Genomic DNA, 19,317 nt, shown 5'->3' with positions numbered 1-19,317 from the left:
TAGTTCAATTTACAAGTAGAGACGAGCAAAGACGCTTGCCCGATTCCGTTGGGGTCATGGCAGACGACCACGCCGTCGCTCAACACCCCGACAGGTCCAGCCTGGAGGCCGTGGCCCCGCGCCGCGGAAAGGTGGCGTGCAACAAATGAGCCGGTCGATGAAACCGGACGATCAGGAAGGATGCCGATGCGGAAGGGCCTTATCGCCACGTTGTTGACGGGCAGTGCGATTGTTCCGGTGCTGGCGATTGGCGCACAGCCGGCCAGCGCGCAGGTCGTCAAGGAACCGCCGGCGCAAACTGCCCAGGAGGATGCCGCGCAAGCTGTGGCGGCAGCCGAAACGTCCGAGGACGCAAGCCAGGATATCGTCGTCACGGGCAGCCGTGTGGCGCGTGCCGGTTACTCGGCGCCGACACCCGTCACCATGCTTCAGGCGGATTCGCTTACCGCAAAGGCGCCGGCCAGCCTGTCCGACGGGCTCAACCAGCTCCCCGTATTCACCGGCTCGATCAGCAATGCGCAGGACCGCAACTCCAATGCTGGCCGCGTGCGCACGGGCAATTATCTCAATCTGCGCTCGCTCGGTGCGCAACGCGTGCTCGTGCTTCAGGACGGCCAGCGCCTGCCGCCGACCGGCAACGCCGGCGGCACCGATGCGAACATGATCCCGCAGTTGCTGATCGAGCGGATCGATGTCGTGACCGGCGGCGCCTCGGCCGCTTATGGGTCGGATGCCGTTTCGGGCGTGGTCAATTTCATCCTGGACAAGAAATTCACTGGCCTGAAGCTGCAGGCGCAGGGTGGCATCTCGTCGCGCGGCGACAATGGTTCCACGCGCCTCGGCGCCGCGTTCGGCCACAGCTTCCTTGACGACCGCCTCCACATCATCGGCAGTGCCGAACGCTATCAGTCGGACGGTATCGCGCAGCGCTCGTCGCGCGCCGGCGTGAACGAGAATTACGCCGTGATCGGCGCCGGCACGGTGGCCGACCCCTTCTCCAACGTCTCCGGCGTGCGCTTCAACAACGTCACGGATGGCGGCTATATTCTCGATGGTCCGTTGCGCGGCCAGCAATTCCTGTCGAACGGCCGCGTCGGCGCGTTCAACGCGGGCACGCCGACGGGGCGCTCGGGCCTGAGCTATGGCGGCGAAGGGGCTGTGTTTCCCGCATCGAAGAGCTCGCTCAGTGCTGCGGCGACGACCGAGCAATATCTCGGCCGGGTATCGTTCGATCTCGGCAGCGGCACGTCGGTCCACCTGCAGGGCACGTACAATCATGCGGTGAATTCGGATCACCAATTGCCGGTGACGCGCAGCTCCTCGACGACGGGCATGCGCATCTTCGCGGAAAATGCCTATCTCGATCCGGCAGATCGTGCTGCGCTCGGCGCGACGCCGAGCTTCGGCCTGACCCGCTTCTTCTCCGACTTCCCCTTTTACACCGCGAAGCAGGAAACACGCGCGACGGTGCTGAACGCCGGTATCGAGGGCGGTCTCGGCAGCTTCAAATGGGGCGTCAACTACACCTATGGCCGGACCCGGCTCGATTCCTCGGCGCTCGATCTCGACATGGAGCGTTTTTATGCCGCGGTCGATGCGGTCCGTAACCCCGCGGGGCAGATCGTGTGCCGCGTCACCATCACCAATCCGGGCGTACAGGATGGCTGCGTCCCGCTGAACGTGTTCGGCGTCGGCAATGCGTCGCCCGAGGCGATCGGCTATGTCATGCGCCGCACGACGTGGCGCGCGATCAACACGATGCACGATGTCGAGGGCAGCATTTCGGGCGAGCCCTTCTCGACCTGGGCCGGCCCGGTTTCAGTGGTGGTGGGCGCTGAATATCGCCGCCAGACGCTCGACCAGGTCACCAACAGCAACCCCGCGACCCCGCCCTCCTTCACCGGCATTCGCGGTGTGCCGACCAATACTTTCGCCTTCTCGTTCACCAACGTCACCGCCGCGACCGGCGCCTATTCGATCAAGGAAGGCTTTGGCGAGGTCGTCGTGCCGCTGGCCAAGGACTCGGTGATCGGCAAGTCGCTCGAGCTGAACGGCGCCTTCCGCTACACCGATTATTCGACGTCCGGCTCAGTCCAGACCTGGAAGGCCGGCGGCACTTATGAGCCCGGCTTCGGCCTCAAGGCCCGCGTCACCGTCTCCCGCGATATCCGCGCACCCACGCTGTACGAGCTTTTCGCCGGCCCCACGCAGCGCGTGCAATCCTATTCGGACAAGCTCACCAACCAGCTCGCGCAATATACCGAGGTCAGCCAGGGCAATCCCAACCTGCGGCCCGAAGTGGGTTCGACGCTGACCGGCGGCCTGGTGTTCCAGCCCGGCTTCCTGCGCGGCTTCGCCTTCTCGGTCGATTATTACCGGATCAAGATCCGCGACGCGATCGCAAGCCAATATTCCAGCATCCAGGTGCTCGATCTCTGCGCGAACAGCAATTATACCAGCCCGGTCTGCAGCCAGATCATTCGCCCGTTGGGGCCGACCAACACGACCACGGCCAACTTCCCGAGCCGGGTGAACATCTTCCAGAGCAATGTGGCGAGCGCTCGCACCGAGGGGCTCGACATGGAAGCCTCGTATCGCACGTCGCTGTTCGGCGGGACCTTGTCGAGCCGCCTGCTCGCGACCCGCCTGATCAGCTACACGGTGCAGGGATCGGCTACCGCCGCTGCGGTCGAATATGCCGGCACCGCCGACTTCGCCGATTCCGGCAACCAGCCCTTCCCGATGCCCAAATGGCGCGGCAATCTGGACCTGTCCTACGCCCAGGGCGGCTTCACCATCGGCGCACAGGGCCGCTACATCGGCGGCTACAAGCGGTCGAACCTGTTCGTGTACAAGAACAACGCCATCGGCTCCGTGTTCTACACCGACCTGAATCTCAGCTACGACATCAGGACGCCGCACGGGGATTTCCAGATCTTCACGACGGTGAACAACCTGTTCGATCGCGGTTATCCGATCACCCCGATCGGCTCCAACCCCGGGCTCGCGGTTTCCACCTTCCGGTCGATCTACGATGTGACCGGCCGCTACTTCACTACCGGGGTGCGCGTCCGCTTCTGACCAGATTCCGTATCCGTCGCCTCTCCAGGGGCGACGGATGCTGATCTTGTCGATCGTCGGCCCGGTTACCGGCGCGGCCAAGGCTCTCAATGCGCACGGGCGAACCTTCAATAGAGCCCTGGCGGAAGTTCCGTTCGTGGCCGCGCGGATTCCTTCATGGGTCGTGGCGCCTTGTTTGTCGGCCGCCGGGCGGCTTCCCACCGGGTATCGCCTGTGGCTGCAGGCACGAGGTAGCGGGCGTCCATCCGCCACGCCTATCGCGGTAACAGGCCCGGCCCGGATGAAATGCGCCGAGCGTCCGGCCTCGTGTCGCCACCGTCGCCCCATGCCGCCGAGTGGCACGGTTTTTCGGCCGAACGGCATGCGCAGACCAGAATCCATCGCCTGAAGGCTGCAAACGCCGCAGGTCCAGCCGCGTCATCATGCTGATCCAATGGGACGGCTGAACCTCACCGAAGTTATCGCAACCATTGCTGCCCTGGCGAGGGCAGAGCGGTAAACGCATCTGATCGCGACAATGACGGAAATCCCGCTCCTTTGGTGCCCCGCGCGCCAGAGTGGCTGGAGATGTGTGCGGTAACATTACTGCGCACCAGCTGGAAGTAGTCGAAATTTGTTGCGGTTTTTCGACCGTGTATGCAAGTTTCCACTATCCTATATCATATTTGCCATTCTATTTAATCCGTGAACGTCGATTCGGTCCTTCGAAACCGAGCGACGAAAAGGGGAGAGGAGACGCGCGGGGCAGGCAGGCCGCCGCCCATATTTCCGTGACAAAACAAGAAGCTTCAGCGCCCGCAGAGGCGTGGGGGTCCGGGAGGCGTGCGCGCGGTGGAGCTTTGCCGATCCGCGATGCGCGCGATGCACCATCAGGGGAGACTGAAATGATCCAACCGATGCGATGGCTGATCCACAGGATATCAGCCCTATTGCTGATCATGGCGTCCATGATCGCCCTACCACAATCCATATCGGCACCCGCCTGGGCACAATCCACGGCGGCGCCCACGGCGCCGGCTCAGGTCACCGAACAACTGCCGCAGGACGATGCCGGACTGAGCAGCGAGGACATCGTCGTCACCGGCACCAGCATCCGCGGCGTCGCGCCCGTCGGTGCCAACCTCGTCTCGGTCGGCCGCGAAGCGATCGAGCAGACCGGCTCGGTCAACGTGCAGCAGATATTGAAGACCGTGCCCTCGATCACGGGCCTTGGCGGCGCGGGTGTCGGGCAGACGGCGGGCAACAGCTATTATGCCCCGACCATCCATAGCCTCGGCTCGTCGGCGTCCAACTCGACCCTGACCCTGATCGACGGCCACCGCCTCCCGCTCGGCGGCACCAACCATGCGCTGGCTGATCCGTCGATGCTGCCGACCATCGCGATCGAGCGCGTCGAAGTCCTCGCCGAGGGCGCGTCCTCCACCTATGGCTCGGACGCGGTCGCCGGCGTGGTCAACTTCATCACGCGCAAGAACTACAAGGGCTTCCAGGCCAATGGCCAGCTCGGCTTCGCCGATGGCGGCTATCGCACCTATAGCGCCGGCCTGCTTTACGGGAACCGCTGGGATACCGGATCGGTGCTGGTCGCCTATGGCTTCTCGCAGGCCGGGCCGCTGGTGAACGACTATGCCGCGCGCCCCTTCCTGCAGCCCAATCACCTCGACGAAGGCGGCTCGAACTTCCAGAGCTTCAACTGTTCTCCGGCCACTATCCAGATGGGGACCGCCGGCTCGGCGCCGGTCTATCTCTCGCCGACCGCGACCTCGACGGTCGCCAATGCCGGTGCCAATGCGCCGTGCGACACGACGCTCTTTTCGGACCGGCTCGGCAAGGAAACCCGTCATACCGGCTATGTGAAGATCACGCAGGATGTCGGCGACAATCTGAGTTTCACGGGCGACTTCAACTATTCGAAGCGCAAGAATCTGTCGCGCGTCGCCCGCGGCGGCATCACTGCCCGCGTGTTCCAGACCGACGCCGCGAATAGCGGTGGCGATCCGACCAATGCGATCGGCCAGGCCAATCCTTTCTATACCAACCCGCCGGGGCAGACGGGCACGACACAGACGATCCGCTGGAACGCGGACCAGCTGCTCGGTCCGGGCGCGACCAGTGAGAATTCGGCGCAGACCTGGTTCGCCACGCTCAACGCCGAATATCGCCTGGGCGAGAATTTCCGCATCACCGCACTCGGCATGATCGGCCAGGACGAGACGCTGGCGCTCACGCAGGGCACGCTCTGCACCGCCTGTGCGCTGCTCGCGCTCAACGGCACGACCAATGCGAACGGTGTCGCCAACCAGTCCAACCCCGGTCGCACCGACGTCGTTCAGCAAAGCCTGACCGGCGCCAATGCGCTCGATGTGTGGAACGGCCCAAGCGGCAACCGCACCTCGGCGGCAGTGCTCGCGCGCCTCATCGACAGCCGCTCGGCGCAGCGCGGCAAGAACGTCATCAAGCAGGGCCGCATCGGCATCGACGGATCGGTTTTCGAACTGCCCGCCGGCAAGGTGCGGATCGCCGTCGGCGGCGAACTGCTCAGCTACACGCTCGACACAGCGGTCGATCGCCCCAACGGCACCGGCCCGTCGAGCCTAGCCAATCAGAGCTTCTTCTTCCCGACCAGCCGGTCGGTGCAGTCGGCTTATGGCGAATTGCTGGTGCCGGTCATCGGCGCGGATATGGGCGTGCCGCTGGTGCGCCAGTTCGATATCAGCGTGTCCGGCCGGTACGATCATTACAACGATTTCGGCAGCACCTCGAACCCCAAGGTCGCCGCGAACTGGGAAGTGTTCGACGGCCTCAAGATCCGCGGCAACTGGTCCAAGTCGTTCGTGGCGCCGTCGCTCCGCTCGCTCGGCGATCCCAATGCCAACGGCCTCTACAATGAATCGGCCGTCGTCCAGCTGAGCGATACGCAGCAGGTACCAGTCTCGTCCTTCCCGGACGTCGCGCTGATCCCTGGCATTCCGTGCTCGAACGGATTCTGCCAGATCAGCGGCACCACCCCGGGCATCCGCATCCAGACGGGCAATCCGGGCCTCAACCCGCAAAAGGGCACGACCTGGTCGATCGGCTTCGATTTCGCGCCGAAAGACTTTCTGAACGGGCTGCGCATCTCCACCACCCTGTTCAACAACAAGCTGCGCGGCGGCATCACCTCGCCTCCGCTCTCGGCGATCATCAACTCGGCCTCGATCAACAATTTGCTGGTCTTCTATCCACAGGGCCTGTCGCCGACCGACCCGATCGTCGCGGCGGCGATCGGCAATGTTCCGATCACCACCGGGCTGCCGACGCGCATTTATTACATCTACGACTTCCGTCAGCGGAACACGTTGAACCTGACGATTCAGGGCCTCGACATCGCCGCAAGCTGGCGCATCCCGACCGGCATCGGCACGTTCACGCCGGGGGGCTCCGTCACCCAGTTCCTGAAATACGACCAGAATTTTTCCGGCGGCCGTACCTTCAGCGTGCTCGGCACGACGGGCTTCAACACCACCTTCCCGTCGATCCGCACTCAGGGCCGCGCCTATCTGATGTGGGAGTATCAGGGCATCTCGGCCAGCATCTTCGCCAATCATGTCGGTGGATATCGCAACTGGTCGGGCTCCACGATCAGCCCGGTGGTGATTGCCGGCGGCGCCCCCACTGGCGCCGGCGGCGACCGGGTCCGCCCGAACACGACGATCGACACGCATCTCGCCTGGAACTTCTCCAAGGGCGGTCTGCTCGGCGACAGCGAAGTCTATGTCGATGTCGAGAATCTGTTCGATCGCGATCCGCCTTTCTACAACGGGTCGCCGGGCTATGACTCCTACGGCGCCAGCCCGCTGGGCCGGGTGATCAGTATGGGCCTCCGCGCGAAGTTCTGAAGGCATCTGCGCCGCCTCCGCTTCCGGGCGGAGGCGGCGCTTCTTTTCCATCTCATGCTACAGAAGGGCCGACTCGAAGCAGGGAGAAAGCGATGCTGCGCGGAATCGGGGTGATGGCGATACTGATGATGTCGGGCGCGCCCGATATGGCACAGGCTCAACAGGCCGGACGGATCACCGGCGTCGGCGGGATCTTCGTCAAGAGCAAGGACCCGAAGGCGCTCGCCGCCTGGTACCGCGACGTGCTGGGCATTCAGGTGGAAGCGTTCGGCGGCGCGGTGCTTCGCTACGATGCGCCCGGTCATCCCCCGGTTCTCGCCTGGAACGCGTTCCGGCAGGGCACCAGCTATATGGAACCCTCCACCCGGGAGTTCATGATCGATTTCGCGGTCGACGATCTGGACGCCTTCATCGCGCGCCTGACGGCAAAAGGGGTCGAGATCCTCAAGCGCGACGATAGCGACCCGAGCGGCCGGTTCGCCTGGATCCTCGATCCGGACGGCACCAAGATCGAGCTGTGGCAGCCAAAGGCGGATCGCTAGGACCGCAACGCCGACGCGCCCGGCGGCACGAAAAAATATCGCAGGACCTTGTCGATTCCCGACAGCCCCGTTCGTCGTTCCAATGTCGGGCAGCTGAGCCCGGCTCGAACAAGGGAGACAGCCAGTGCATGTGATGGTGTTCGTGAAGGCGACCGAAGACAGCGAAAAGGGCTTTGTCCTCACGCCCGAGACGGCGGAGATGATGGAGGCGATGGGCAAGTTCAACGACGAGCTGCGTGATGCCGGCATCCTGCGCACCGCTGATGGCCTCAAGCCCACTTCCGAGGCCAAGCGCGTCGCGTTCGATGGACCCGGCCGCACGGTCATCGACGGGCCTTTCGCCGAAACCCGGGAACTGGTCGCCGGCTTCTGGCTCTGGGAAGTCAAGGACATGGACGAGGCGGTCGCCTGGGTGAAGCGCTGCCCCAACCCCATGCCGGGGCCAAGCGAGATCGAAATCCGGCCGCTGTACGAGGCGAGCGATTTCCAGTGAGGTGCCGACGCGGGCTCGGTCCCGGCGCACCTTGCCATCGACCGGAGCGTGAAGATGACCATTACCATCACCGCGTTTGAAACATCCCCCGATCGCGGCAGGGGCCTCGCGCGCGACATGCGCGTCCGCTGGGCGCTCGAGGAAGTCGGCCAGCCCTATGACGTCCGCCTCGTCTCGTTCGCCGAAATGAAGGAGCCCGCGCACCGGGCGCTCCATCCGTTCGGGCAGATCCCGACCTATGAGGACAATGGTCTCGTCCTGTTCGAATCCGGGGCGATCATCTTCCATCTCGCGGATCGCTATCCCGGCCTGTTGCCGGACGAGCCCGATGCCCGGGCACGCGCGATCACCTGGATGTTTGCTGCGCTCAGCACGGTGGAGCCGCCGATCCTCGATCTCGTCGTCGTCAAGTTCATGGAAGGCGACAAGCCCTGGGCGGAGGAACGCCTGTCATTGGTGCAGGATCGCATCCGGGACCGGCTGGGCGACCTTTCGCGCCGGCTTGGCGATGCCGACTGGCTCGACGGGGCGTTCAGCGCGGGCGACCTGATGATGGTGGAGGTGCTGCGCCGGTTGAGCGCATCGGGGTTGCTGGACGAATATCAGAACCTCGCGGCCTATGTCGCCCGCGCCGAAGCGCGGCCCGCATTCAAGCGGGCGTTTGCCGCCCAGTTGGCGGTCTTCACCGCCGCTTCGGGCGGCTGACGAGAGGCCGGCACCGCTAGCCGCCCGCCACAACGAGTCGGGGCAGGGTGCGGATCGGCTCGATGGTGATCGCCCGGAACCAGGTCTCGGCGCCCTCGGACTGGAGCTGGATATGGCCATGAGTCAGCGGCACCCGCGTCCCGTCGGGCGCCAGGGTCGCCAGACCGCGCACCTCGGCCACAGGCACGCCGTTGACGACGTGAATGGCACGGTCGCCAAGCACATAGAGATCGAGCGTGTTCCAGGCGCCGACTGGCCGTTCCGCATCGCTTGCGCCCTCGACGTTCCAGGTCGGGGTGCCGTTGATCATGTCGATCTCCGTGCCCCCCATGCGAAAGCGTAGGTGCGGCGCGATCAGCGAGGGATCGAACGCCACGTTTGTCCGTGCCCGCACCCTGGTGCCGACGGTGACGACCATGCCGGTCGACCCCTTCATGATCTCGAATTCCACCGACGGCCGCCATGTCCCGAACACCTCGCCGGGCGTTCCGTGGGTGTGGTAGAGCAGGCCGTTGTTCTGCGGCAGGCGCTCGCGCGGCGGCCATGTCCGTGCGCCCCATTTATACTGGAGCCGGAGATGATAGTCGCGGAGGTCGGCATGGTGGACGAGGCTGCCCCACGTCTCGCCCTTCACCCGGATCGCCGGCGCGCCGTCGACCTGCCGGACGGCGAAATCGCCGCTGGTGTCGCGGCTGGCGCCGATCGGCGCGCTGCCGGGATTGGCTTTGTAGGTCACCGCCGGGTCGGCATAGCCGAGCCATGGCTGCCATCCGGCGAGGCTGCGGCCGTCGAACAGCGCGATTCGCTTGCCCACCGGTTTCGGGAGGTCAGCGAGGATGAGGCGCTGCGTGGTGGCAGGCGGGTCACCCGCGATGGCGCGCGCCCGCTCGGCTGAATCCTGTGCCAGTGCGGCGGCCGGCATCAGGAATAGGGTCAGCAACGCTCGGTTCACCACCATGATCTTCTCCCTCGTCACGTCGCCGTGCCCGGCGTGCCCGCGAGTCAGCGGACGGCACTCACCGCGGGAGCTTGCGTCAGCAAGTGGCGACGGACAATGGCGGACGATACCCGGCGGGTCGACGTCGGCTAGCCGAGATCGAAGAAATCCACCTCGCCCCGGGCGAGGCTGTAGGTGCCGCCAACGATGCGCAGGCTCTTTTCGGCGATCGGCGTCATCAGCATCGGCTCGGAGGCATGGCGAAGCTGGCTGACGATGCGCGACACGTTGCGCCTCGTGGATGCTTCGAGCAGATCGGTTGCGCCCGCCCGCTGCGCCTGGAGCACAGCCGGCACGATCGGTTCGATCATCCGGCCGATCGATCCGGGATAGTCCTTTCCTTTCAGGACCACCGACACCGCGGCATCCACCGCGCCGCAACGCTCGTGCCCGAGCACCAGGATCAGCGGAACCTTCAGCACGGCGACGCCATATTCAATCGAGCCCATCGCCACCGTGTCGACGACGTTGCCGGCGTTGCGGACGACGAACAACTCCCCGAGGCCGCGCCCGAACAGGAGCTCGGGCGGCACGCGCGAATCCGAACAGCAGACCAGGGCCGCGAACGGGCTTTGCGACTCCACCAGGGAAAGCCGGCGCTTCTCGCTCTTGTCGCGATCGGGCGCCTTCCCGGCGGCATAGTCACGATTGCCGTCTTGCAGCAACGCCAGTGCTTCGTCGGGCGTCTTGCCCGAAACCGGGGGAACCATCTCCTGGGCGGCGGCGGCCCAGGCGAAACCCGACATCAAGGGGAGGGTGACGGGGGCAGCAATCATGGTGCGACGTGAAATCATCCGATCAACTCCCACCCGAATGTTCGTATTCGACAGAGATTCTTTATGATCCGGGCGAAAGCATTCTGTCCAACGCATTCGCGACACTCAGGCGGACTCTTGCCCGGTGTTGCCGCCACGGTGCGCCAAATGGCATGGAAACTGTTCAAGTTGCGGCAAACTCCTGACAAGTGACAGATAGATCGGAAATAGTTCTATCTGGTGATAATGCGATGTCGGCGGACCGATCGCATTGGGGCCGGAAGCAGCTGATCCGCTCCCGGCCCCATGATCATCCTCTTCGTTGCGCCGAAGCTGTACTCAGCTCCGGATGAACGCGAGCGGATCGCGGTTGATGATGTCGGCATGCGTGGTCGGCGTCCCGTGCCAAAGACCGGGATAGGAGATCAGCGCGCCGTTCTTCAGCAGCTTGACCGATCTCGCGCCGGTGGTGGTGAACGGACAGATCTGATCGTCCTCGCCGTGCAGCACCAGCACCGGCACGTCGATCGCGACCAGGTCGTCGTAGAATTTGGTCTCGGACAGCGCGCTCGCGTCGCGGATACGTGATCGTTACCTTGAGACTGGTTTCCCGGACGAAGTTGGTCCGGCCATGCCGCGAGGAACAGCTCCTTGCTTGCTGTGCCTCGCTCGCCTGCTCCCATCGTTGCGAAGCAGCCTAAAACTGTCGAAATTTAACGTTGTTTAACCTGCGCTGGTCTGCGCGCCAGGCTATTCCGGCTCCGCCGGCACGGGGATGCGCGCTCTTGTCACAAGTCACCGTCGACCGGCACGCATCAATGTCGACCGAAGGGAGAACCGATCATGTCCATGGGGAAAGTGCTCGTTGTTGGCTCCAATGCTACCCGGATCGAGATTCAGGGCGGCGGCACCGGGCCGACCGGCCAGTATCTGAACGAGCTGGTCGTGCCGGTGATGGCGCTGGTCGAGGCAGGCTATGACATCGTCTTTGCCACGCCGAACGGCACCAAGCCGTTTATCGATCCGGTTTCCGACCAGACGATGCATTTCGACAATGACGAGGCGGCGCACAGGCGTGGCCGGCAGTTCTTCGACACGCATCCGGCGATGAACAATGTCTCGACCCTGCGCGCGATCATCGACGGCGGGCTGGATCCCTATCTCGCCTTCTTCACGCCCGGCGGTCAGGCGCCGGTGGTCGATCTGATGCAGGATGGCGATCTGGGCGAGATCCTGCGCCACTTCCACACCCAGGGCAAACCCACTGCCTTTCTCTGTCACGGCCCGATGGCGTCCGTTTCCGCCATGCCGCGCGCCAGGGAATTCCGTGCAGCCCTCATCGCCGGCGACAAGACCAAGGCGGCCGAGCTTGCCACGGACTGGCAATATGCCGGCTACACCATGACGGTCTATTCAGCGAGCGAGGAGAAGCCGATCGAGGACAATATCCTCCACGGCAAGCTCTATTTCCACATGCCCGAGGCGCTGACGATCGCGGGCGCCCATGTGGAGACCGGCCCGGATTTCGCCCCCAAAGTGATCGAGGACCGCGAAGTGATCACCGGCCAGAATCCGCGTTCGGACCATCCGATCGCCAAGGCGCTCATCGCGGCACTGGCGCGCACGAGCGTCGAAGCATGAGCGGCAGCGCGCGCGATCACGGCGCCGTTTCCGATCCGGGGAGAGCGCAATGCCTGGTCCAGTGAAACTCATGGCGATTCTCGTCGCGCGCCCCGGCAAGGTAGCGGCGTTGCGGGCGCTGCTCGACACCATGATCGCGCCAAGTCGGGCTGAGCCAGGCAACCTGCGATGGGATATCTGGCAGGATCAGGCCGACAGCGACCGCTTCGTCCTCGACGAGCTCTACACCGACATGGCTGCCGCGGTCGCACACCGTGAATCGCCGCACTTCCGTCACTATGCCGGCAGCGTCGGCGACCTCGCCGACCGAACGCCGCTGACGCTCGATCCCGTGGCGATCGGCTGATCGCTCGATCCGCCTGCGCCGCCGCGCACCGACCAACTGGAGACCTTCGATGAAACGCATGATCTGGAGTTTGTTCGCCATGATGGCCATCGCCGCCCCGTCCGCCACACCCGCCGCCGCCCCTGAGAAGCCGGTTTCGATCGTCCTGGTGCACGGCGCCTTCGCCGACGCATCCGGCTGGAAGCAGGTCTACGACATCCTGTCGCGCGACGGCTACGAAGTCCTGATGGTCCAGAATCCCACCATCACCCTTCAGGGAGATGTCGATGCAACGCGCCAGGTCATCGCCAGGGCAAGGCATCCCGTGGTGCTGGTCGGCCATTCCTATGGCGGGGCCGTCATCACTGAAGCCGGCACTGACCCCAAGGTCCAGAAGCTGGTCTATTTCGCGGCCTTCGCGCCCGATGTCGGTGAATCGGTGTTCGATCTTGCGACCAGGCCGACGCCCGGCGAGGATTCCGCCCCGCTGCTGCCGCCGAGCGAGGGCTTCCTCATGGTAGATCCGGAGAAATTCCCGAACGCGTTCGCCGCGGATATCGACCCGTCGGTGTCACGCTTCATGGCAGCCGCGCAGGTGCCCTGGGGGCTTGGCGCGGTGCAGCCGAAGATCGTCAACGCCGCGTGGAAGACGAAGCCTTCCTTCTACATGCTGACGCTCAAGGACCATATGGTGGCGCCGAGCACGCAACGCCTGATGGCGACCCGGGCTAAGGCGACGATCGCCGAGATACAGAGCAGCCATGCGGTAATGCTGTCGCATCCTCAGCAGGTCGCCGCCTTTATCGAAACCGCGGCAGGCGCGGCTAAATAGCTCCTGGATGCAAGGAACTGCCGGACTTTCGGAGGAGCGTGGCAGCTCGTCCGAAAGCCAGCAGGCAGCTGCCGCGCCTTACATATTGGCGGCGGTCGGCCGCACGATGACTTCGTTGATATCGACGCCCTCGGGCTGTTCCAGCGCGTAGCGGATCGCGCGCGCGATCGCGTCCGGTGTCAGCGATTTCTGGCGCCAGTCCTTCAGCGCCGCCGCGATCTGCGGATCGCTGATGTCGTCGCCTAGTTCGGTTGCGGTCACGCCGGGGGAAATGACGGTGGCGCGGATGTCGTCATGCTCTTGCCGCAGCCCTTCGGTGATCGCCCACACCGCATATTTGGTGGCGCAATAGACCGCCGCCGTCGGCAGGACGAAGTGCGCGCCGACCGAGGCGACGTTGACGACATGCCCGCTGCGCTGCGCGACGAAGCGCGGCAGCACCGCCGCGATGCCGTTGAGCACGCCGTGGATATTGACGTCGATCATCCGGGTCCATTCGTCGGTCTTCAGCGCGGCGAGCGGCGACAGCGGCATGACGCCGGCATTGTTGATCAGCACGTCGATCCGCCCGAATTTCTGCTCGGCGGCATCGGCGAACGCAGCGAAGTCGGCTGCGTCGGTGACGTCGAGTTCGCGCCACGCGACATTGGCACCGAGTTCGGCGGCCAGCGCCTGGAGCCGCTCGCCGCGACGCGCGCCGATGAACAGCCGCGCGCCCGTGGCGGCCAGTTCGCGCACAGTCGCTTCGCCGATGCCGCTCGATGCGCCGGTGATGAGGATGGTCTTGTCGAGGCTCGTCATGGTCATGTCCTTCTTGCCCTGAGGTGGTGACGGAGAAATGGGGCGAGCGGGGTGGCGAGTGGTAGAGTGATCGCCCGCAGGCTTTGCACGATCCTCCAAAAATGACGGTCGAACCTTGCGCGGCTGCGTAGGATCGTGTCTCACCGCGCCATGCACCGTATCGCAGACCTGACCGACCTCATCGCACGTCACGCGCCACAATCCGGGATTTCCGCCACGGCGGTCCCCAGGCTGTCGCTGATCCGCGCGGATGTTCCATCGGTACCGGTGCCGGCGGTGTATGAGGCATCGCTTTGCCTGATCGCCCAGGGGTCGAAGCGCGTGTCGCTGGGCGATCACAGCGTGATCTATGATGCGTCACGCTATCTGCTGGTCTCGGTCGACCTGCCGCTGGTCGGCCATGTGCTCGAAGCGAGCCCGGATGCACCCTATCTGTGCTGCAAGATCGATCTCGATCCCGCCATGCTCGCCGACCTGGTGATCGCCGATGGCGGCACGCCTGCCAGGAGCGCGCTGCCCGCGCTCGCGGTCTATCCGGGCGATCCCGACCTGATCGACGCCGCGTGCCGGCTGGTGCGGCTGCTCGACCGGCCCGACACGGTGGCCGCGCTCGCGCCGCTGATCGAGCGGGAGATCGCCTATCGCCTGCTGACCGGGCCGCATGGCGCGATGCTGCGCCACATGGCGACTGCGGACAGCCATCTGAACCAGATCAGCCGTGCCATCGCGCGCATCCGCCACGGCTTTCACGAACAGCTGCGGATCGACGAGGTCGCCGCGGCGGCCGGGATGAGCGCGTCGTCGCTGCACGCGCATTTCAAGGCAGTGACGCGCATGACCCCGCTCGAATATCAAAAGCAGCTGCGCCTGCAGGAAGCGCGCCGGCTGATGCTCGCAGCGGGCACCAGCGCGGGCGCGGCCGGCTTCGCGGTCGGCTACGACAGCCCGTCCCAGTTCAGCCGGGAATATCGCCGCCTGTTCGGCGCCCCGCCGCGCCAGGATATCGAGGGCTTGCAGGCGGCGCAGAATTACGGCGCGGGCGTCTGAAGCCGTTCTGCTCAATGGCGTACGGCCGTCGCCAAACCACCTACGAAAGTCTTCGTTGACACCTACGAAGTTCTTCGTATAGAGAGTCGGCCATGACGCGGACCGATCTTCCCAAGCCGACCGAGGCCGAGCTGGAGCTGCTCGCGGCGCTATGGGCAAAGGGCGAGGCGACAGTGCGCGAGCTGTTCGACGGCCTCGGCCAGGATCGCCCGCGCGGCTATACCTCGGTGCTCAAGACGCTGCAGATCATGACCGAGAAGGGGCTGGTCGAGCGGACCGAGCAGGGCAAGGCGCATCTCTACCGCGCCGCCGCCAGCCAGAGCGACACCCAGAGCCAGCTGCTGCGTGACCTCACCACGCGGTTGTTCGCCGGGTCGGCGGCACAGCTCGCGATGCACGCGCTGTCGATGGAAGCGGTCGATGCCGACGAGCTCGGCGAGATCCGCAAGCTGATCGACGCGAAAAGGCCGAAGCCGTGACCCTGCACGCCGACGCTCTCGCCTGGACCCTGATCCATTTCTCCTGGCAGGCGGCGGCGATCGCGTTCGTCTATGGCGTTGTCGACCGGGCGCTGTCCGGCCTGAGCAGCCGGGCGCGCTACGGCCTGGCGCTGGCGGCGCTGCTGGCGATGGTCGCTGTGGCGATCGCCACCCTGATCCACCAGGAGGCGCTGGCGCGGGTCGCCGCGCAATCCCTGGCCATCCCGATTGCCGACGAGGATGTGCCCTTGGCGCTCGCGGCGATGAAGGACGGTACGGCGTTCCGGTCTGCCTGGTCGCCAGCGCACGACGCGTTGCTGTTCTGGCTCGACCTGGCATGGCTTGCCGGCGTGTCGCTGCTGTCGGTCCGCGCGATCGGCGGCTGGATCCTGCTGCGCCGTCTCGTACGCGCGGCCGATATCGAAGTCCCGGCGCCCCTGGCGGCGATGGTCGAACAGCTGCGCCTCCGCATGACGCTGCGCCCGGTATCGTTGCGGCTGTCCTGGCAGGCGTCGGGGCCCTTCGTCATGGGCCTGTTCCGCTCGGTCGTGGTGGTGCCGGTTTCGGCGCTGGCCGCGCTGACGCCCGATCAGCTCGAAGCGGTGCTGGCGCATGAACTCGCGCATATCCGCCGCGCCGATTATTTCTGGAACCTGCTGCAGACCCTGGTCGAAACCTTGTTCTTCTTCCATCCCGCCGTGTGGTGGATCGGCCGGCGGCTGCGTGAAGAGCGCGAGCATTGCTGCGACGATCTCGCGCTCGTGGCGTGCGGCGATCCGCTGGCCTTCGCCACCGCGCTGTGCACGCTCGAAGCGGCGCGCATTCCAGCGCCCACCCTTGCGCTGGCGCTTGACGGGCATCGGCCGGCCTCGGCACTGCGCTTGCGGGTCGCGCACATACTGGGCGAGGCGCTGCCCGCGCCGCGTCGTGCGGCGCCGTTGATGCTGGCGGGCATCGCCGCGCTCGGCCTGTGCGCCGTCACGATCCTGCCGCGCGCGCGCGCCGCCGTCGTTCAGCCCGTCCGGCCGAAGCACGCCCCGATGATCCGGATCGCCGGCGGGGCGACCTTCACGGCCACCACCATCGCTACGGAAGCGCCCGTGCCGGCAAGGGTACCCGAGCCGCTGCCGGCGGCGGCCGTCGAGAAGGGGGACGCCGTCGATTCGGCTCCGCCCGCACCGGCCGCCGAATCCTATGAGGCGGCGATGCTCCGAGCAGGTTATGGCGGGGATCTGCGCGCGCTGCCGATGCTGGAGAAGCTTGGCATCACGCCCGACTATCTGCGCTCGATCACGGCGCTCGGGCTTGGCCTGCCCAATGCGAAGCAGCTCCAGATCCTCTGGTCGCACGGCGCCCGCGCCAGCGATGTCGAAGCCTTCCGTGCCGTGGGCGCGGCACCGCCCAACCTTTATGATTTCGTCGGCTACCACCTTTATGGAGTCACCCCGGCGCTGGTCACCGGCATGCGCGCGGCCGGGTTCGACGGCATCCCGTCGAGGAAGCTCGTCCAGCTTGCCAAACTCGGCGTCACCCCGGCCTATGCCGCCGCGGCGAGGCGGGCGCGGCCGGAGATCGATCTCTGGCACCTGATCGGCCAGCGCATGGAAGAACGCGACAGGCAACACCAGGCCGGCGACGGGGCGGGTTAGCCGCAACCCATCACAGCAGCCGAAAAATCACCAACCGTGTGACGGTGGACGCCCCAGGCTCGTCCGCGAGTCAAGGAGCAGCGATGAGACGTGAGACTCACTTTTCCAAAGACGCCTGCTGATGACCTCGGGCAGAAGCGCGATGGCCGAATGGGCGCTGAACATGGCTGATGTCCGTCCGCCCAGCGGCGCCGAGATCGATGCGGCGCGCGCCGCGGCAGACCAGTTGTCCAAGCTGGATCGCGGCGACGACCTGGTCAGCCTGCCTGCCGGTGTCGGTCGGGACGCGATCATGCTGCCGGCAACGGTGTTCCGCGCGCTGCTGCGCATGGTGGCGGAAACCGGCAAGGGCAATGCCGTGGCGGTGGTGCCGTTCGAGGCCGAGCTGACCACGCAGCAGGCGGCCGATCTGCTCAACATGTCGCGCCCGCACCTCGTCAAGCTGCTCACCCGGGGCGAGCTGCCTTATCGCATGGTCGGCACCCACCGGAAGCTGCCGGTGCGCGAGGTGCTCGATTACCGCGCGGCCCGCGCCGCCGCGCAGCAAGGCGTGTGATGTGATCGGGCCGTTCGGGCGGCGCCATCCATGCTGCGTCCGGCGGCTGAAGGCGTCGCGGGAATAGCGCTCCTCGCCAACACTGACATTGCAGTCGCCGGCCCTTTCACCGAAGGTGCCGACCGGTCCGTCCCCGAAAGGCGAGGCGGAGACGGCAGGACAGGGGAGGGTAAGGTTGCGGCCATCAAGGTCATGTCCGGATTCTGCGCGGACGCGCCACCGGTGACGGCTGTGTCCGATGCGATGCCGCCGCGCCAGTTGCTCCGGGCCCTGTTCGACACGGCGGTCGATGCCGTTACTGCCGATCGCTGCATCCCGGCCGATGTCGTTGGAGAGCCCGTCGCCGGCCGCACGCTGATCGTCGCGGTGGGCAAGGGCGCAGCGGCGATGGCCTCGGTCGCGGCGGATATGGTTCAGGGGCCGCTGTCCGGGCTGATCATCACCCGCCACGGCCATTCCGGCCCGCCGCACCATCTCCCGTCCGATTTCGAGCTGATTGAGGCCGGGCACCCCGTGCCCGATGCCGACAGCCTCGCCGCGGCGGCCCGCGCGCTTGAATTGGTACGGCGGCTCGGGGCCGAGGACCGGCTGCTTGCGCTGATCTCGGGCGGCGGATCGGCCCTGCTCACCCTGCCGGTGCCCGGCGTGGCGCTTGCCGACAAGCAGGCCGTGACTCGGGCGCTGCTCCGCTCGCGTGCAACCATCGCCGAGATCAACAGCGTGCGGAAGCATCTCTCGATGGTGAAGGGCGGCCGCCTCGCCGTCGCCGCCGCGCCGGCGCGAGCCACCACGCTGGTCATCTCCGACGTGCCCGGCGACGACCCGAGCTTCGTCGCCAGCGGCCCGACCGTGGCCGATCACACCACACTGGAAACGGCGCGCGAGATTCTCGCCCGCCACCGCATCGCGCTGCCCGCGACCGTCGTCGCCGCGCTCGAGGATCCCGCCAATGAGACCCCCGCGCCCGCCATGGTCACCGGCGAGTTGCTGGTCGTGGCCCGCGCCCGCGACGCGCTGGCGGCGGCAACCCGCCTTGCCGAAGCCCAGGGCTATGCCGTCACCGATCTCGGCGATGGTCTGGAAGGCGAAGCCCGGCAGCTCGGTGCGGAGCACGCCGCGCTCGCTCTCCGGCGCGCGGCGGATGGCCGGGCGCAGGTCATCCTCTCGGGCGGCGAGACCACGGTGCGCGTCGCCAACCCGGACGGTCGGGGCGGGCGCAACCTGGAATATCTGCTCGGCCTCGCGATTGCGCTCGATGGTGCGCCGGGCCTCCACGCGATCGCCTGCGATACCGATGGCATCGACGGCACCGAGGATAATGCCGGCGCGATCGTCACGCCCGACACGCTCGCCCGCGCCCGCGCGCTGGGCTTCGATGCGCAGGCGATGCTCGACGCGAACCTGTCCTATCCCTTTTTCGAGGCGCTTGGCGACCTGGTCGTCACCGGGCCGACCCGTACCAACGTCAATGATCTGCGCGCGATTCTGATCGCGCCGGCGGGGGTCGACTGACAACACGACAAGATTCAGCGAGGG

17 protein-coding genes are annotated in these 19,317 nt (G+C 66.0%); 13 read left to right on the top strand and 4 right to left on the bottom strand.

Going from position 1 to position 19,317, the window contains the following annotated elements; translation table 11 throughout:
* The first annotated feature begins 186 nt into the window (after window positions 1-186).
* The 5 genes from AC1DX5_RS09710 to AC1DX5_RS09690 all read left to right on the top strand — a co-directional run bounded on the left by AC1DX5_RS09710 (window position 187) and on the right by AC1DX5_RS09690 (window position 8,699).
* Window positions 187-3,081 (top strand): TonB-dependent receptor domain-containing protein, encoded by a 2,895-nt coding sequence (locus tag AC1DX5_RS09710; RefSeq protein WP_478015121.1) that lies wholly within the window; start codon window positions 187-189, stop codon window positions 3,079-3,081.
* A gap of 884 nt (window positions 3,082-3,965) precedes the next feature.
* Window positions 3,966-6,959, top strand: a complete 2,994-nt coding sequence (locus AC1DX5_RS09705; protein WP_478015119.1) for a TonB-dependent receptor domain-containing protein — start codon at window positions 3,966-3,968, stop codon at window positions 6,957-6,959.
* 92 nt (window positions 6,960-7,051) lie between these two features.
* Window positions 7,052-7,501, top strand: a complete 450-nt coding sequence (locus tag AC1DX5_RS09700) for a VOC family protein (protein ID WP_478015117.1) — start codon at window positions 7,052-7,054, stop codon at window positions 7,499-7,501.
* Window positions 7,502-7,625: 124 nt separating this feature from the next.
* Window positions 7,626-7,994 (top strand): YciI family protein, encoded by a 369-nt coding sequence (locus AC1DX5_RS09695; RefSeq protein WP_465170688.1) that lies wholly within the window; start codon window positions 7,626-7,628, stop codon window positions 7,992-7,994.
* 54 nt (window positions 7,995-8,048) lie between these two features.
* Complete coding sequence (locus AC1DX5_RS09690) at window positions 8,049-8,699, top strand: glutathione S-transferase family protein (protein ID WP_478015115.1); 651 nt, start codon at window positions 8,049-8,051, stop codon at window positions 8,697-8,699.
* A gap of 16 nt (window positions 8,700-8,715) precedes the next feature.
* Here AC1DX5_RS09690 and AC1DX5_RS09685 read toward each other — a convergent pair whose 3' ends face one another.
* The 3 genes from AC1DX5_RS09685 to AC1DX5_RS09675 form a co-directional block, all read right to left on the bottom strand.
* Complete coding sequence (locus AC1DX5_RS09685; RefSeq protein ID WP_478015113.1) at window positions 8,716-9,657, bottom strand: 3-keto-disaccharide hydrolase; 942 nt, start codon at window positions 9,655-9,657, stop codon at window positions 8,716-8,718.
* Window positions 9,658-9,785: 128 nt separating this feature from the next.
* Window positions 9,786-10,568: a carbonic anhydrase gene (locus AC1DX5_RS09680; protein WP_478015111.1), complete on the bottom strand. Its 783-nt coding sequence runs from the start codon at window positions 10,566-10,568 to the stop codon at window positions 9,786-9,788.
* Window positions 10,569-10,790: 222 nt separating this feature from the next.
* Window positions 10,791-10,973, bottom strand: coding sequence for an alpha/beta fold hydrolase (locus tag AC1DX5_RS09675; RefSeq protein ID WP_478015109.1), 183 nt, complete (start codon window positions 10,971-10,973; stop codon window positions 10,791-10,793).
* Between the two features lie 321 nt (window positions 10,974-11,294).
* Here AC1DX5_RS09675 and AC1DX5_RS09670 point away from each other — a divergent pair, with 321 nt between their 5' ends.
* Genes AC1DX5_RS09670 through AC1DX5_RS09660 form a run of 3 tightly spaced genes read left to right on the top strand, consistent with a single transcriptional unit; the run spans window position 11,295 to window position 13,249 of the window.
* Window positions 11,295-12,092 carry a type 1 glutamine amidotransferase domain-containing protein gene (locus tag AC1DX5_RS09670; protein ID WP_478015107.1) on the top strand — a complete coding sequence of 266 codons (798 nt, stop codon included), beginning with the start codon at window positions 11,295-11,297 and terminating at the stop codon, window positions 12,090-12,092.
* 49 nt (window positions 12,093-12,141) lie between these two features.
* On the top strand, window positions 12,142-12,438 hold the full coding sequence (locus AC1DX5_RS09665; RefSeq protein WP_465170683.1) for a putative quinol monooxygenase: 297 nt from the start codon (window positions 12,142-12,144) through the stop codon (window positions 12,436-12,438).
* Window positions 12,439-12,487: 49 nt separating this feature from the next.
* A complete protein-coding gene (locus tag AC1DX5_RS09660) occupies window positions 12,488-13,249 on the top strand; it encodes an alpha/beta hydrolase (protein WP_465174854.1) in 762 nt (253 codons plus the stop codon).
* A gap of 78 nt (window positions 13,250-13,327) precedes the next feature.
* On the opposite strand, the gene AC1DX5_RS09655 is transcribed toward AC1DX5_RS09660, so the two are convergent.
* A complete protein-coding gene (locus AC1DX5_RS09655; RefSeq protein ID WP_478015105.1) occupies window positions 13,328-14,050 on the bottom strand; it encodes an SDR family oxidoreductase in 723 nt (240 codons plus the stop codon).
* Between the two features lie 150 nt (window positions 14,051-14,200).
* Here AC1DX5_RS09655 and AC1DX5_RS09650 point away from each other — a divergent pair, with 150 nt between their 5' ends.
* From AC1DX5_RS09650 to AC1DX5_RS09630, 5 genes are all read left to right on the top strand, one after another.
* The gene (locus tag AC1DX5_RS09650) at window positions 14,201-15,097 is read left to right on the top strand and encodes an AraC family transcriptional regulator (protein ID WP_478015103.1); all 897 of its coding nucleotides are present in this window, start codon (window positions 14,201-14,203) and stop codon (window positions 15,095-15,097) included.
* Between the two features lie 92 nt (window positions 15,098-15,189).
* On the top strand, window positions 15,190-15,576 hold the full coding sequence (locus AC1DX5_RS09645; protein ID WP_465170679.1) for a BlaI/MecI/CopY family transcriptional regulator: 387 nt from the start codon (window positions 15,190-15,192) through the stop codon (window positions 15,574-15,576).
* The gene (locus tag AC1DX5_RS09640; protein ID WP_478015102.1) at window positions 15,573-17,225 is read left to right on the top strand and encodes a M56 family metallopeptidase; all 1,653 of its coding nucleotides are present in this window, start codon (window positions 15,573-15,575) and stop codon (window positions 17,223-17,225) included. Before AC1DX5_RS09645 ends, AC1DX5_RS09640 begins: the two co-directional genes overlap by 4 nt.
* Before the next feature lie 121 nt (window positions 17,226-17,346).
* The gene (locus AC1DX5_RS09635) at window positions 17,347-17,781 is read left to right on the top strand and encodes an excisionase family DNA-binding protein (protein WP_478015100.1); all 435 of its coding nucleotides are present in this window, start codon (window positions 17,347-17,349) and stop codon (window positions 17,779-17,781) included.
* A gap of 222 nt (window positions 17,782-18,003) precedes the next feature.
* Window positions 18,004-19,293, top strand: a complete 1,290-nt coding sequence (locus AC1DX5_RS09630; protein WP_478015098.1) for a glycerate kinase type-2 family protein — start codon at window positions 18,004-18,006, stop codon at window positions 19,291-19,293.
* Window positions 19,294-19,317 lie beyond the last annotated feature (24 nt).

Source organism: Sphingomonas sp. P2_B6 (assembly GCF_056404755.1).
This window is presented reverse-complemented; position numbering and strand designations above follow the sequence as displayed.

Bases quoted from the DNA above. Each gene is read 5' to 3' on its own strand.
- AC1DX5_RS09665 (WP_465170683.1), top strand. From the start codon at position 12,142: ATGCCTGGTCCAGTGAAACTCATGGCGATTCTCGTCGCGCGCCCCGGC.
- AC1DX5_RS09685 (WP_478015113.1), bottom strand. From the start codon at position 9,657: ATGGTGGTGAACCGAGCGTTGCTGACCCTATTCCTGATGCCGGCCGCC.
- AC1DX5_RS09705 (WP_478015119.1), top strand. From the start codon at position 3,966: ATGATCCAACCGATGCGATGGCTGATCCACAGGATATCAGCCCTATTG.
- AC1DX5_RS09700 (WP_478015117.1), top strand. From the start codon at position 7,052: ATGCTGCGCGGAATCGGGGTGATGGCGATACTGATGATGTCGGGCGCG.
- AC1DX5_RS09680 (WP_478015111.1), bottom strand. From the start codon at position 10,568: ATGCGTTGGACAGAATGCTTTCGCCCGGATCATAAAGAATCTCTGTCG.
- AC1DX5_RS09710 (WP_478015121.1), top strand. From the start codon at position 187: ATGCGGAAGGGCCTTATCGCCACGTTGTTGACGGGCAGTGCGATTGTT.
- AC1DX5_RS09650 (WP_478015103.1), top strand. From the start codon at position 14,201: ATGCACCGTATCGCAGACCTGACCGACCTCATCGCACGTCACGCGCCA.
- AC1DX5_RS09670 (WP_478015107.1), top strand. From the start codon at position 11,295: ATGTCCATGGGGAAAGTGCTCGTTGTTGGCTCCAATGCTACCCGGATC.
- AC1DX5_RS09660 (WP_465174854.1), top strand. From the start codon at position 12,488: ATGAAACGCATGATCTGGAGTTTGTTCGCCATGATGGCCATCGCCGCC.
- AC1DX5_RS09635 (WP_478015100.1), top strand. From the start codon at position 17,347: ATGACCTCGGGCAGAAGCGCGATGGCCGAATGGGCGCTGAACATGGCT.
- AC1DX5_RS09690 (WP_478015115.1), top strand. From the start codon at position 8,049: ATGACCATTACCATCACCGCGTTTGAAACATCCCCCGATCGCGGCAGG.
- AC1DX5_RS09655 (WP_478015105.1), bottom strand. From the start codon at position 14,050: ATGACGAGCCTCGACAAGACCATCCTCATCACCGGCGCATCGAGCGGC.
- AC1DX5_RS09645 (WP_465170679.1), top strand. From the start codon at position 15,190: ATGACGCGGACCGATCTTCCCAAGCCGACCGAGGCCGAGCTGGAGCTG.